We start from the raw sequence: 12557 nt of genomic DNA on the forward strand, positions 1-12557 counted from the left end.
CCGGTCAGCAGGTTAAAAAAGGGCAACGGAGGCCGGGAAATTCCATTTCTCAATCAGTTGCCGGTAGGTGCCGTCTTTCACCAGGCTTTGCAGCCCTTTCTCCAGCTGTGCTTTGGTTTCGCTATCGCCTTTACGTACCGCGAAGGCGATATGGGTGTCTGCTTCAAACTCTGCGCCTGCCGCTTCGAACAGGCCGGGTTTTTCACTAAACAGCGCTACGGCGCCCGGCGTGGAAAGAAATTCAGCATCAGCACGGCCCTGTGCAACGGCGACGGCAGAATCGGTCGCCGCTGGAAAGGTCAGCACGTTGATAGCGGTCTTTTTGGCCGCGAGGCACTTCTGGTTGTCAGCACGCGCCTGGCTCTCTTCAATGCCGCCCAGCGTTACCGCTACGTTTTTGCCGCACAGAGACAGATCGCGTCCGGTAATGCCTTCCGGGTTACCCTTGCGCACAACCACGCGGCTGCCGATTTTCAGATACGGCACAAAGTCCACCTGGGAAGCGCGGGTTGGATTGACGTACATTGCCGAGTTAATGATGTCGAGACGTTTACTTTGCAGCGCCGGAATCAGCCCTTTGAACTCCATCGGCATCGGAGCCGGTTGCAGGTCGATAGCTTTACTGAGCGCGGTAATCAGGTCGATATCAAACCCGGTCAGCTTGCCGTCCTTAACAAACTCAAACGGCATAAAGGTGGCGGCGGTGCCATAGGTTAGCTTGCCGGCCTCAACGCCTGCCGGAGCCGCCTCGCTGGCAAATGGCATAGCGGCAAGGGTGGAAACCACGCCCAATAAGCGAAACATGCGCAGGGAATTACTCATCATCTGGCTCTCCTGGTTTGAGTTAAATTGATTTTTTTGAATCAAAAAATACAATAATGAAAATGGAAAATTGCTCCCTTCTGGTGCATCCTGCCCGGTCACTGTGCAACTTTTGCCTGGTATCGCGGCAATCTGCAGTACGTGTTATTGTATATTTAGCTCACAATAATACTTTCAGAGAATCCTTCCCTATGCAGACTGACTCTTCTGCCAGCCGCCGCCGCATCGCGCGTCGACTGCTTGACCTTATCTTTGAAGCAAGATTCGATCCAGGTCACCATTTACGTGAACAACATCTGGCCGACGCCCTTGGCGTTTCGCGTACGCCAGTGCGTGCCGGACTGCTGGAACTTACCCGGCTTGGCGCGGTAGAGGCACGGCCCAATCAGGGCTTCTTTATGCTGAAAAGCGTTGAAGAGCTGCGGCACCTTGAGATAGAGCCGCCCCAGAGCAACGATCAGACGCTGTATGAACTGCTGGTGCGCGATCGCATTGCTGGCGTCCTGGCGGAATCGTTCACCCAGACAGAAATCAGCCAGCGCTATGATGTGGATCGCGGCGTGCTGACGCGTACGCTGGTAAAGCTGTCGGAAGATGGCTTAATCGCGCGTAATGCCGGGCACGGCTGGCGTTTTCAGCAGACGCTTAATTCCACGGTGGCGCTGCGCAACAGCTACGGTTTTCGGCTGATGATTGAGCCTGCGGCGCTGCTTAGCCCGCAGCTGCGCGTCGATCGCCAGCTGTTAAAGCGTCTACGCGCGCAGCATTTGCGGTTAATTACCCATACGGATATTACTCAGGTTCCGGCGAAGGAAATTTTCGAAACCGACGCGGCATTCCATGAAGTCCTGGCCGAGGCCAGCGGCAACCTTTTTGTACTACAGGCGATTGTGCAGCAGAATCGCCTGCGCCGCCTGCTGGAGTTCGGCAGCTATCACAATAAGCGTCGTGTTAAGGAATGGTGCGAAGAGCATGTCGCCATCATTGATGCACTGCGCGAAAACGATGTGCAGCGGGCCGCAAATTTAATGACCGCGCACCTGCAATCCGCCTTCGATCAGGTGCACATCCGTAAACCCGGTGCATAGTCGGCACCGTTTTTGCACATTCAGATCCTGAAAATACAATCAGGAGAAAAGAATGGATTTGCAAATAGAAGGTCGGGTGGCGCTGGTATGCGGTGCTGGCAGCGGATTAGGTCAGGCGATGGCCGTTGCGCTGGCGCAGGAAGGATGCCGGGTGGCGGTTACCGGGCGGAACATGGAAAAACTGCTGGCAACGGTTGCGTTGATCGAAACCCAGGGCGGCGAAGCGCAGGCTTTTCAGCTGGATCTGGCCGCGCCGCAAACTTTTGATGCGGTGCTCAACGCTATTCGCCTGCACTGGGGCGATGTGGATATTCTGGTGAACAACTCAGGCGGGCCGCCGCCTGCTCAGGCCCAGGGGACGGAGAGTGCCGTCTGGCAGCAGCAGTTTTCCGTGATGGTGGCGTCGCTTATTCAACTGGCCGACAAGGTATTGCCCGCTATGCGCCAGCGAGGCTGGGGACGGATTATTACGTCAACCTCCTCCGGGGTTATCGCGCCGATAGCTAACCTGGCGTTGTCTAACGCGCTGCGGATGAGCCTGCTCGGCTGGTCAAAAACGCTGGCGGCAGAGGTTGCGGCAGACGGGATCACCGTCAATGTGCTGGTGCCCGGACGCATCGCCACCGATCGCGTTAGCCAGCTGGATGCTATCAAGGCTACGCGCGAAAACAGTAGCGCCGAAGAGGTCGCGAACAAAAGCCGCCAGGCTATTCCTGCCGGACGCTACGGCGAAGCGCGAGAGTATGGCGCTACCGCAGCCTTTCTGGCTGGTCAACCTGCCAGCTATATCACCGGCAGCGTGATCCGCGTGGATGGTGGTTTGATCGGTTCTGTTTAAGTGACAAGGCGGGAAAGGTTTTATCTTTCCCGCCTGTTTTATGCACGGGCGCTTTACATCATCTGTGGTTCACGTATGGCATTGCCTTTGGCAAAACGCGCCAGGCGATAAGGCGTAACATCGGTAAACGGCTGGTGGTTGTTAACCAGCTGCGCACAGAGCATACCCGCGCCGGGGCCAATGCCAAACCCGTGCCCGCTAAAGCCCGAGGCAATAAATAAGCCGGGCAACGTCGCCATTTCATCAATGATCGGCACCAGATCCGGTGTGGTATCAATCCAGCCGCCCCACGCATGATCGACCGCAATCCCTTTCAATGCCGGAAAAGCAGTGACCAGCGTGCGCAGCGCATTATCCACAATCTGCTGCTCCGGATTGGGATCGAGCACGCGGATTTTTTCAAATGGCGATACCGCATCAACGGACCAGCGGCCTGCCGCTTCCGGCCCGTTAAAAAAAGAGCCGTTGAGACGAATCTTTAGCTTTTTGGCGATTTTGCTGCGGTACATCGGGTAAAACTTCGCGGCGTAGCGGATGTTTTGCGGCGCCAGGTCGAGCCTGCCCAGTCCGGGAACGGCGACGGTATAGCTCCCATCCAGCCTGCGGCGTATGCAGAGTTCCGGTATGCTCAGGCAGCCTTTGATCACTTCCGGTGCGGCCGTGGTTTTAAAGGCGGTACCAAGGATGTTAGCGCTGGGCAGGTCAATACCGTACTGCTTACAGAAACGTGAGCTCCACGCGCCGCCACAGCAGATTACCCGGTTTGCCCGCACGCGTCCGCGTTCGCTCCAGACGCCGGTTATTCTGCCGGCACTGATATCCAGGCCCCGTACGGCGCACTGCTGATGGATGGAAGCACCAAGTTTTTGTGCGCCGGTAGCAATGGCCGGGGCGGCCAGGCCTGGCTCCGCGCGTCCATCCGTTGGCGACCAGACGCCACCCGTCCAGCGCGTGCCGTTTCCCAGCCGCTCCTGCGCTTCTTTAGCCGAAAGCAGATGACTGGTAAAACCCACCTGTTTTGCCTGCTTCCCCCACTTTTCCCAGCGCGCCACGTCTGCTTCGTTTTGCGAGCCGTACAAAATGCCGCTGCGGCGAAAGCCAAGATCCATGCCGATCTCACTACCCAGCTCTTCCCAGCGTTGCAGACTGCGCATGGCCAGCGGCAGCTCATAGAGATCGCGGTTTTGCTGTCTTACCCAGCCCCAGTTGCGCCCGGACTGCTCGCCGCCGATAACGCCTTTTTCAAGCAGCGCGACGGTCACCCCCTGCTTCGCCAGCTCATAAGCCACCGACGTACCGATAATGCCGCCGCCGATGATAATGACATCAACCTGTTCGGGTAACGTGGGGCTGTCGATAACGCTGTTAATTTTTATGCGCATAGAGAAAACCTTTTAAATGACAGAGTATTCAAAGATGCTGCCCGGGCGAAATATGCATGATCCACAGCACCCTGACGTCGTTATCCGTATGGTTAAAAATAGTGTGCGGCAGATGGCTTTTAAACTGAAAGCTGTCGCCGGTTGCCAGGGAGAGCGTTTCCCCCCGACTTCCAGCGTCAGCTCGCCTTCAATCACGAGGCCGGCCTTCTCTCCCTGACCAATCAGCATCTCGTCGGAGCGAACGCCGGGCGGAATGCGGATATACATAAACTGCATATCATGATCGCCCGAAGGCGACAGCATCTCTTTGGCAATGCCACGCTTGCCCACATTAAAGTGCGGCCTTTCCTCACGCCGACGTACATAGTGCTCAGCGCCGCGCAATAAGAAGCGATCCTCTTCCAGAAAGGCCGACAGCGGTACTTTTAGCACGAGCCGGAGCTGCTCCAGCATCCGCACGGTGGGATTGGTCAGGTTCCGCTCTATCTGGCTGATAGCGCCAGCAGAAACGTTTGCCAGCAGCGCCAGCTCGGTAATGGTCAGCTTGCGCGCTTTACGCAGCGTTTTCAGGCGCGATCCGATATCCGTTTCGGCGATGTCTTGCTCCGCCTTGTTTACTGCTCCTTTTTTCACAGGCTGTTCCTTTGCTATCGCGCCTGCCGTGCGGCTCACGGCATTCCCCACTTGGTTTTAATGGTCTGCAGCGTCCCGTCCTGTTTCATGGACGTTAAGGCGCTGTTAATCTCCGCCAGAAGTTTATCGTTGCCCTTTTTGACGCCGAACGCCATCGGTGAAACATGTTCCGGACGGTAGCCTTCAACAACATGCATTCCTTTCATCCCGCCCGCCTTTTGCTGGGCCATGAGGATAGGATAATCATTCATGCCCGCTGCGATACGCCCCAGCGACAGATCGCGCGTCATATCCGCCGGACTGTCGTAAACCTTAACCTCTTTGGCGATGCCGCTCTGCATCAGGCTTTGCGTATAGTCCGTGCCTGCCATAGAGCCAACGACCTCCCCCTTGAGATCTTGCCAGGAGTGATAAGGTTTCTTGTTGTCGTCACGCACGACCAGGCCCGCGCCGAAAGCGGTTACTTCCTGCGAAAAGCCAATGCGTTTGGCACGTTCAGGGGTAGGCGTCATGCCCGCCACAATCATGTCGATCTTTCCGGCAATCACCGACTGGATGAGAGTGGCGAACGGTACGGCGGTAAAATTGACGCCCAGATGCTGACGTTTCGCGACTTCTGCCGCCACGTCAGGCATAAAGCCTTCAATTTTTCCGTTTTGTGTGTTCAGAAAAGTGGTCGGTGCGCTGGAAGGTGGCGAACCGGCCGTCAGCATCGCCGCCTGCGTTTGCGCGGCAAAAGCTGTCGTCAACATCATCGTCAGAGAGAGATTTAAAAAGAGTTTGCTACGGGCAAAGGACATAATTCACTCCTGTATCAGTCAGAAAAGGGCGAACGGTGTTTTCACTATAATGAAATTAACGCGGCAGCTGTCAATATTTAATTTTAAATCACCTCAATTTATTTATAATTGATTAACTCTCCTTTTCATTGAGCGCGCAGCAATAATAAATGCTTATGCCGGTAATAACTATTCGCTATCTTTGTCGTCATGGTAATTATTGACAAGGCTTCGCCATTAAAGATATTCATTATAATGAAATTCCCCGCCCCGATCTGCGTTGCGCGGCCTGATGAGGAGCTTAAGATGGACTGGAGCAGCATTCATACCTATCTGCCCTTTTTGCTTAAAGGGGCCGAAATGACAATTGTTATCACGCTATTATCACTGGTCATCAGCACCCCGCTGGGTCTGTTATTTGCGGCGGCAAAAATGTGCCCATGGAAAATTATTTCCTGGCCCGTTGCGGTAATTATTAACATTACGCGTGGCCTGCCGATGATCGTGGTGCTTTTTTATATTTACTTTGTATTTCCTGATATTGGCATCACGCTGAGTTCTTTTCAGGCCAGCGTGACGGGTATCGCCTTCTGTTTTTCGACCTATATCGCAGAAATTTTTCGATCCGGGATTGAATCCGTCGATCGCGGCCAGCTTGAGGCAGCGCGCTCCATGGGGATGAGTTTCACTAAGGCTATGCGCCGCATCATTCTGCCGCAGGCTTTTCATGTTGCGTTGCCGCCTTACAGCAACACGCTATTGATGATGCTGAAGGATTCCGCGCTTGCCTCAACCATCGCCGTAACGGAAATGACCCGTCAGGGGCAGCTTATCGCCGCCTCTACCTTTGATAACACCACTGTGTATACCCTGGTGGCCATGCTTTATCTGCTGTTGTGTATGCCACTAATGGCCCTGACCAAAAAGCTGGAAAAACGCCAGATTAAAGGAGCCTGAGATGATTGAGATCCGCGACGTACATAAAAAATTTGGGCGAGTTGAAGTGCTAAAAGGCGTCAGCTTCAGCGTTGAGCCTGGCGAAGTGGTTTGCCTGATCGGACCGTCAGGCTCTGGTAAATCGACGATTTTACGCTGCATTAATGGCCTGGAAACCTACGAAGGCGGAGAGATTGAAGTGCTGGGCCAGCGCGTGAACAATCGCCATAAAAACATTAACGATTTGCGTCGGCAGATCGGCATGGTCTTTCAGCGCTTTAACCTTTTTCCGCATCGTAGCGTGCTGGAAAACGTGATGGAAGGTGCTATCCACGTTAACGGCGAGCCGCGCAGCCAGGCTGAAAAGCGCGCCAAATCCCTGCTGGCACTGGTCGGTCTGGCGGATAAGGTTAACGCATGGCCGGGGCAGCTCTCTGGTGGGCAGCAGCAGCGCGTGGCGATTGCGCGCACGCTGGCGTTACAGCCGAAGGCAATCCTGTTTGATGAACCTACTTCTGCCCTCGACCCGGAACTGGTTGGTGAAGTGCTTCAGGTAATGCGTAACCTGGCGGATGAAGGCATGACGATGATTGTGGTGACGCATGAGATGCAGTTTGCTCGCCAGGTTGCCGATCGCGTCTGCTTTTTACACAGTGGGCAGATAGTAGAGCAAGGCCCCGCTGAGCAGATCCTGTTGCAGCCTCGGGAAGCGCGGACTCAGGATTTCCTGCGGCGCGTGCTGGGCGATACGGATACACGATGCTGCGCACAATGCCGTGCTGCATTTTAGCACCGTGCCACTGGCGGCCTTTTGCTCCGTCAGGCTTTAGCCTGTGTAATCAATCATCTGAATAACCTGCCTTACGGACGCGTTTACACGCGGTCACACATTTACATATTTCTCTCAAACTTTTGGTTTTTTTGCCGATATCTGGAATATGGACGGGCTTATTGGCCTGTCCCTTTATTTTTTATACATCAGGTAAGTTAAAGACAGTTCCCGGCCCGCGCACCCGAATGCGTAAAGAGAGGCTGTCATCCGTACGCGGATGATAAAGCGTCCACAGCCGGAGAAATTATGCGGCCCGTCAGGGTTACTGTACAAATTCAGCTGTCGTGGCTCAGAGCGAAAAGCTGCCCGTCGTTGAATCAATGAGAGAGTGATAACTTCCTGAGGTTTCTATGTTTGGTGTGAAAAAATCGAATCTTTCTCTGCCTTTATCCAAAGGCAACGGCATCGTTAAGGATATCAATGCCATTAAACAACATGTGGCATGGATTGAATTTTTGCCTGATGGAGAGATTCTCAGCGCCAATCAGCAGTTTCTGGATGTGACGGGCTATTCGCTCAGTGAGATTCAGGGTAAGCACCATCGGATCTTCTGCGATCCGGAATATTGCCGCACGGCTGCCTACAGCAGTTTTTGGCAGACGCTGGCTACCGGCGAATCGGTGACGGGCATTTTTGAGCGCTTTAGCAAAAACCATCAGCGTTTCTATCTTAGTGCCACCTACTTCCCGGTCTGCGACGATAAAGGCAAGGTTTATAAGGTTATCAAGATCGCTACTGATATCACCGAGCGCCACCAGGAGCTGGAGAGTAAAGAAGCCGTGATTACCGCCCTGGATCGTTCGATGGCGGTTATCGAATTCACCACCGACGGTAAAATTATTACTGCAAACAATAATTTTCTGACCCATATGGGCTATGCGTTATCTGATATTGTCGGGCAGCACCATCGCATTTTCTGCTATGACACCTTCTATCGTGAAAATCCCGACTTCTGGCAGAAAATCAGCAAGGGACAGCACTTTGTGGGCCGCTTTGAACGCAAAACCGCCAGCGGCGAACGTATCTGGCTCGAAGCCAGCTATAACCCGGTTTATGATGCCGATGGCAGAGTCTGCAAAGTCATCAAAATTGCTTCTGATATTACTGCACGCGTTGAGGCAGCCAAACGCGTGGCGGATATTGCGGTCACCACTTCGGAAGAAACGTCGCAAATTACCCATAATGCCAATGAAGTCCTGGATGAAACCGTACGCAATTCCGGGCTGGTTTCCGGTCAGGTAACCACCGCGGCGGCGATTGGCGAGCAGCTGAACGCGTCGGCAAAAAGTATCCGAGAAGTCGTTGAAACTATTAACGTCATTGCTTCACAAACCAATATCCTGGCGCTGAACGCAGCGATAGAATCAGCCCGTGCTGGCGAGGCCGGACGCGGATTTAGCGTAGTGGCGGCGGAAGTTCGCCGTCTGGCTGCCTCCACCGCCACCGCTACGCAAAAAATTACCTCTGTGGTAGAGGTCAATACGCAGTTGATTCAGCAAATGCACGAGCAGCTGGATGCGGTAAAACAGTTTGTGGTTTCCGAACAGGACAAAATTAGCGAGCTTTCGCGCAGCCTGCGGGAAATCAACAGCGGTGTGCATCAGTTTGTCAGCGTGATCCATCGGCTGGATGTCTAACAACCGGAACGGGGGAGCGCTAAGGCTCCCCTTGCCTTCCGGGCGACATAAACATCTTTAATCCTGCTAAGCCTGATATTTATTTGCCAATGCAGATGTAACCTTTGTTTATATGATTTGATGTTGTATGTTGTAACTATAAGCACCCGTGCTCGATAAGAAGTCGCTCTATTTTTTATCCAGAGTGAGTGCGTCCTTTCTCTTATCCCCCTCAGCTAATGCGCTTTCTGCAATTTCACAGTGATTTTAGTTAGTAGCCATCCATCATCATCGCTGGCAGGGTTTTGATATCTGATAAAAAAAGGTATCACCTATGTCCGCTTCACCAACGCTCTCTTTACCCGTCATAGATTGCGCCGGATTACGGGAAAGCAGCCCGCTGCGCCACGCTACCCTGAATAAGCTTAATGAAGCGGCGCGCGAAACCGGCTTCTTTTATTTGATTAACCACGGTATTGAACAGGGCTTGCTGGATGATGTGCAACGTGTTGCGCATCAGTTTTTCGCCTTGCCAGAGCAGGAAAAGTGGCAGGTCAGAATGGAGAATTCGCCGCATTTTCGTGGTTATAACGTTGCCGGTTCAGAAATTACCCGTAACGCACCGGATTATCGTGAGCAGTTCGATATCGGCGCAGATCGGCCACCGCTCCCCGTTGACCCTGCTCTCCCCTGGCAACGTTTACAAGGGCCTAACCAGTGGCCTGACGCGCTGCCGGAACTCAAGGTGGTGATAACTCGCTGGCAGCAGCAGATGAATCAGGTAGCGCTGACGCTATTAAGAGCATTTGCTGAATCCTTGCAGCTGCCAGCCACGGCTTTCGATCCGCTATACGGCGAGCTGCCTAACGAGCATGTGAAGCTGATCCGCTATCCCGGTCAGCCAACGGAAGGTACACGTCAGGGAGTAGGTTCGCATAAAGACTCCGGTTTTCTCAGTTTCTTGTTGCAGGATAAGCAGCGTGGTCTACAGGTGGAAGTCCAGCCTAATCGCTGGGTAGATGCGCTGCCTCTGCCCGGTTCGCTGGTCGTAAATATTGGCGAACTACTGGAGCTGGCTACCAATGGTTATCTGCGCGCGACCGTGCACCGTGTGCTCTCGCCGCCGCCCGGTACTGAGCGACTTTCCATTGCCTTTTTCCTGGGGGCCGAGCTCAGCGCTACGGTACCCGTTTATCCATTGCCGCCAGAACTCGCCCAGCTGGCACACGGCCCGGCGAGCGATCCGCTCAATCCTTTGCTGCGTGACGTTGGATTTAATTATCTGAAAGGACGACTACGTTCTCATCCAGACGTTGCCCGGCGTTTTTATGCCGATCTTTAATTCCATCCGAAAAAGGGAGCATTAAATGCGTAAATCTGCACTATTTTTGGCCGGGCTGTCTCTGTTGGTCTCACATTCGCTGCTGGCCGCCCCGCTACGCGTTGCTGCCGATCCGGTACCCCATGCCGAAATACTCAATTATGTGAAGAAAATAGATCCGGGGCTTGATTTGAACATCGTCGAGCTTACCAGCGGCGTAAATGCGAATGAACTGCTGGCGGCTGGCGATGTCGAGGCGAATTATTTTCAGCACCTGCCCTATTTGCATGACCAGGAAAAAGCGTTGCATAAAGAATTTGTCGTGGCGGCAGCTGTACACATTGAACCGCTGGGCATTTATTCTCACAAGTTCAAAACGCTGAATGACTTGCCGCAGGCAGCAACGATTGCCGTGCCCAATAATGTTACAAATCTGAGTCGGGCGCTTTGGTTACTGCAAGACCAGGGACTGATTAAGCTGAACGGCACTCGCTCCGCCGAGTCTACGCTGGTCACGCCAGCCGATATCAGCAGCAACCCGAAAAAAATCAAAATTATCGAGGTGGAATCACCGCAAATTCCCCGCTCGCTTGATGATGTAGATGCAGCAGTGATCAACGGCAACTACGCGCTGGAAGCGGGACTGGAACCGGCGAAAGATGCGCTGGGTCTGGAGGTCGCACTGCATAATCCTTATGCAAACCTGCTGGTCACGACGCCTGAGCTGGCAAAAGATCCTCGTATTTTACGCCTCGCCAAAGATCTGACCTCGCCTCAGGTTGCCAGCTTCATTCGCCAGCAATACCACGGTTCGGTGATACCTGCTACGGATAAGCGACATGATTAAAATTGAAAAGCTCACTAAAAGTTACCCGGGCGCTTCGTCTCCCGCCCTGAACAACGTTTCTCTGACCATCCCTCAGGGTGAAATCTTCGGTATCCTTGGCCGTAGCGGTGCCGGGAAAAGTACGCTGCTGCGTTCACTGAATCTGCTGGAACGTCCTTCTTCAGGACATATCTGGATTGATGGGCAGGATATCACTGCGCTCGCACCCGGCCAGTTACGCCGTCAGCGCCAGCAAATGGGTATGATATTTCAGCATTTCAATCTGCTTCATTCGCGCACGGTTGCGGAGAATATCCAGCTGGCGCTGGATATTGCCGGTATCCCGGCCGCCCGGCGTCGGCTGCGGGTAGTGCAATTGCTGGAACGCGTGGGACTGGCCGACAAAGCAAACGCCTGGCCTTCACAGCTTTCCGGCGGCCAAAAACAACGTGTGGGCATTGCACGTGCGCTAGCCGCTGAACCACGTTATTTGCTATGCGATGAAGCGACCAGTGCGCTTGATCCAGAAACAACACTCGCTATCCTGGATTTACTGGTCGAACTGCAGCAGGATTTGGCTATCACCGTAGTGGTGATTACGCACGACATGGCCGTAGTAAAAAGAGTCTGCCACGGCGCAGCGCTATTGGATAAAGGGGAACTGATTGAAAGCGGCAGTCTGGCAAACATTATGGCCAACCCTCGTTCATCCTTGCGACAGCTGCTGATTGAGGACGGTGAGACCGAGCGCATTTTTATGCAAAAATATAGCGTGGGACAGACAAAATGCGTGGCGTAGCATGGGCGAGCTTTCAGGAATTAATGGTTAACGCTACGCTTGAGACGCTTTATATGGTGTCAATAGCCGCGCTGTTTACCACATTAATTGGTTTGCCTGTTGGCGTTGCGCTGTTTGTCTGCCGCCAGCAGGGGCTTTTTCCTAACCGTGCCGTCTCTGGTGTATTAAACGCGCTGGTCAATATTGGACGAGCGTTACCCTTCGTGGTGTTACTGATTATCGCCATCCCTTTCACACGTTTGCTCGTTGGCACTACGCTGGGTAGCACTGCCGCTATCGTGCCGGTGACGCTTGGTGCTTTTCCCTTCTTTGCCAGGATCGTTGAAAGCGCACTGGCAGAGGTTGATAACGGCCGCGTGGAGGCTGTCGTATCGATGGGCGGCACCAGCTGGCACATTATTAGCCGGGTGCTGTTGCCAGAAGCGTTACCAGCACTGCTTGCTGGCGTCACGTTGACCATCGTGATGTTGATCGGTTTTTCTGCCATGGCGGGCGTTATTGGCGGCGGCGGGCTGGGTGATTTGGCGATCCGCTATGGCTATCAGCGTTTTGATAATCAAATTATGGTAGCCACGGTTGTTGTTTTGCTGCTGCTGGTGTTTCTGGTACAAAAGTCGGGCGATATGCTGGTTCGCCGCCTGGCCCACCGTCGCTAAACGCCTCAGGCCAGCCAGCCCGTATCTGC

At 53.8% G+C, this 12557-nt stretch carries 13 protein-coding genes and 1 pseudogene; 9 read left to right on the forward strand and 5 right to left on the reverse strand.

From position 1 onward, the window contains the following. Nucleotides 1-12: 12 nt before the first annotated feature. Complete coding sequence (locus tag ACMGGR_RS09925; RefSeq protein ID WP_414148943.1) at nt 13-765, reverse strand: ABC transporter substrate-binding protein; 753 nt, start codon at nt 763-765, stop codon at nt 13-15. A 248-nt stretch (nt 766-1013) separates the two neighbouring features. On the opposite strand from ACMGGR_RS09925, the gene ACMGGR_RS09930 reads away from it, so the two are divergent. Together ACMGGR_RS09930 and ACMGGR_RS09935 are read left to right on the forward strand one after the other, a co-directional pair. Further along, complete coding sequence (locus tag ACMGGR_RS09930; protein WP_414148798.1) at nt 1014-1910, forward strand: GntR family transcriptional regulator; 897 nt, start codon at nt 1014-1016, stop codon at nt 1908-1910. Nucleotides 1911-1962: 52 nt separating this feature from the next. Beyond that, nucleotides 1963-2748 (forward strand): SDR family oxidoreductase, encoded by a 786-nt coding sequence (locus ACMGGR_RS09935; protein ID WP_414148799.1) that lies wholly within the window; start codon nt 1963-1965, stop codon nt 2746-2748. A gap of 53 nt (nt 2749-2801) precedes the next feature. On the opposite strand, the gene ACMGGR_RS09940 is transcribed toward ACMGGR_RS09935, so the two are convergent. From ACMGGR_RS09940 to ACMGGR_RS09955, 4 genes and pseudogenes are all read right to left on the reverse strand, one after another. Beyond that, the gene (locus tag ACMGGR_RS09940) at nt 2802-4130 is read right to left on the reverse strand and encodes an NAD(P)/FAD-dependent oxidoreductase (protein ID WP_246759451.1); all 1329 of its coding nucleotides are present in this window, start codon (nt 4128-4130) and stop codon (nt 2802-2804) included. A 28-nt stretch (nt 4131-4158) separates the two neighbouring features. Beyond that, the gene (locus tag ACMGGR_RS09945) at nt 4159-4278 is read right to left on the reverse strand and encodes a cupin domain-containing protein (protein WP_414148944.1); all 120 of its coding nucleotides are present in this window, start codon (nt 4276-4278) and stop codon (nt 4159-4161) included. 314 nt (nt 4279-4592) lie between these two features. Beyond that, nucleotides 4593-4814 (reverse strand): annotated as a pseudogene (locus ACMGGR_RS09950) (helix-turn-helix domain-containing protein); the annotation flags it as partial. Beyond that, nucleotides 4799-5563, reverse strand: coding sequence for an ABC transporter substrate-binding protein (locus ACMGGR_RS09955; protein ID WP_246759449.1), 765 nt, complete (start codon nt 5561-5563; stop codon nt 4799-4801). The gene ACMGGR_RS09955 and the pseudogene ACMGGR_RS09950, both read right to left, overlap by 16 nt. Before the next feature lie 285 nt (nt 5564-5848). Between ACMGGR_RS09955 and ACMGGR_RS09960 the strand changes: the two genes are divergently transcribed. The 7 genes from ACMGGR_RS09960 (at nt 5849) to ACMGGR_RS09990 (ending at nt 12528) form a co-directional block, all read left to right on the forward strand. Next, on the forward strand, nt 5849-6499 hold the full coding sequence (locus tag ACMGGR_RS09960; protein WP_246759448.1) for an amino acid ABC transporter permease: 651 nt from the start codon (nt 5849-5851) through the stop codon (nt 6497-6499). A 1-nt stretch (nt 6500) separates the two neighbouring features. Continuing rightward, nucleotides 6501-7268, forward strand: coding sequence for an amino acid ABC transporter ATP-binding protein (locus ACMGGR_RS09965; protein ID WP_246759447.1), 768 nt, complete (start codon nt 6501-6503; stop codon nt 7266-7268). A 392-nt stretch (nt 7269-7660) separates the two neighbouring features. Further along, the gene (locus ACMGGR_RS09970; protein ID WP_246759446.1) at nt 7661-8947 is read left to right on the forward strand and encodes a methyl-accepting chemotaxis protein; all 1287 of its coding nucleotides are present in this window, start codon (nt 7661-7663) and stop codon (nt 8945-8947) included. Nucleotides 8948-9260: 313 nt separating this feature from the next. Continuing rightward, complete coding sequence (locus ACMGGR_RS09975) at nt 9261-10268, forward strand: isopenicillin N synthase family dioxygenase (RefSeq protein WP_414148800.1); 1008 nt, start codon at nt 9261-9263, stop codon at nt 10266-10268. Between the two features lie 25 nt (nt 10269-10293). Next, entirely contained in the window at nt 10294-11094 is an 801-nt protein-coding gene (locus tag ACMGGR_RS09980) for a MetQ/NlpA family ABC transporter substrate-binding protein (protein WP_414148801.1), read from the forward strand. Continuing rightward, the gene (locus tag ACMGGR_RS09985) at nt 11087-11872 is read left to right on the forward strand and encodes a methionine ABC transporter ATP-binding protein (RefSeq protein ID WP_414148802.1); all 786 of its coding nucleotides are present in this window, start codon (nt 11087-11089) and stop codon (nt 11870-11872) included. The genes ACMGGR_RS09980 and ACMGGR_RS09985 overlap by 8 nt, the downstream gene beginning before the upstream one ends. Beyond that, a complete protein-coding gene (locus ACMGGR_RS09990) occupies nt 11860-12528 on the forward strand; it encodes a methionine ABC transporter permease (protein ID WP_414148803.1) in 669 nt (222 codons plus the stop codon). Before ACMGGR_RS09985 ends, ACMGGR_RS09990 begins: the two co-directional genes overlap by 13 nt. Nucleotides 12529-12557: the final 29 nt, after the last annotated feature.

Source organism: Erwinia sp. BNK-24-b, from assembly GCF_047456155.1.
GTDB lineage: Bacteria > Pseudomonadota > Gammaproteobacteria > Enterobacterales > Enterobacteriaceae > Erwinia > Erwinia phyllosphaerae.

Bases quoted from the DNA above. Each gene is read 5' to 3' on its own strand.
- ACMGGR_RS09970 (WP_246759446.1), top strand. From the start codon at position 7,661: ATGTTTGGTGTGAAAAAATCGAATCTTTCTCTGCCTTTATCCAAAGGC.
- ACMGGR_RS09925 (WP_414148943.1), bottom strand. From the start codon at position 765: ATGCCATTTGCCAGCGAGGCGGCTCCGGCAGGCGTTGAGGCCGGCAAG.
- ACMGGR_RS09975 (WP_414148800.1), top strand. From the start codon at position 9,261: ATGTCCGCTTCACCAACGCTCTCTTTACCCGTCATAGATTGCGCCGGA.
- ACMGGR_RS09965 (WP_246759447.1), top strand. From the start codon at position 6,501: ATGATTGAGATCCGCGACGTACATAAAAAATTTGGGCGAGTTGAAGTG.
- ACMGGR_RS09990 (WP_414148803.1), top strand. From the start codon at position 11,860: ATGCGTGGCGTAGCATGGGCGAGCTTTCAGGAATTAATGGTTAACGCT.
- ACMGGR_RS09985 (WP_414148802.1), top strand. From the start codon at position 11,087: ATGATTAAAATTGAAAAGCTCACTAAAAGTTACCCGGGCGCTTCGTCT.
- ACMGGR_RS09960 (WP_246759448.1), top strand. From the start codon at position 5,849: ATGGACTGGAGCAGCATTCATACCTATCTGCCCTTTTTGCTTAAAGGG.
- ACMGGR_RS09955 (WP_246759449.1), bottom strand. From the start codon at position 5,563: ATGTCCTTTGCCCGTAGCAAACTCTTTTTAAATCTCTCTCTGACGATG.
- ACMGGR_RS09935 (WP_414148799.1), top strand. From the start codon at position 1,963: ATGGATTTGCAAATAGAAGGTCGGGTGGCGCTGGTATGCGGTGCTGGC.
- ACMGGR_RS09940 (WP_246759451.1), bottom strand. From the start codon at position 4,130: ATGCGCATAAAAATTAACAGCGTTATCGACAGCCCCACGTTACCCGAA.
- ACMGGR_RS09980 (WP_414148801.1), top strand. From the start codon at position 10,294: ATGCGTAAATCTGCACTATTTTTGGCCGGGCTGTCTCTGTTGGTCTCA.
- ACMGGR_RS09930 (WP_414148798.1), top strand. From the start codon at position 1,014: ATGCAGACTGACTCTTCTGCCAGCCGCCGCCGCATCGCGCGTCGACTG.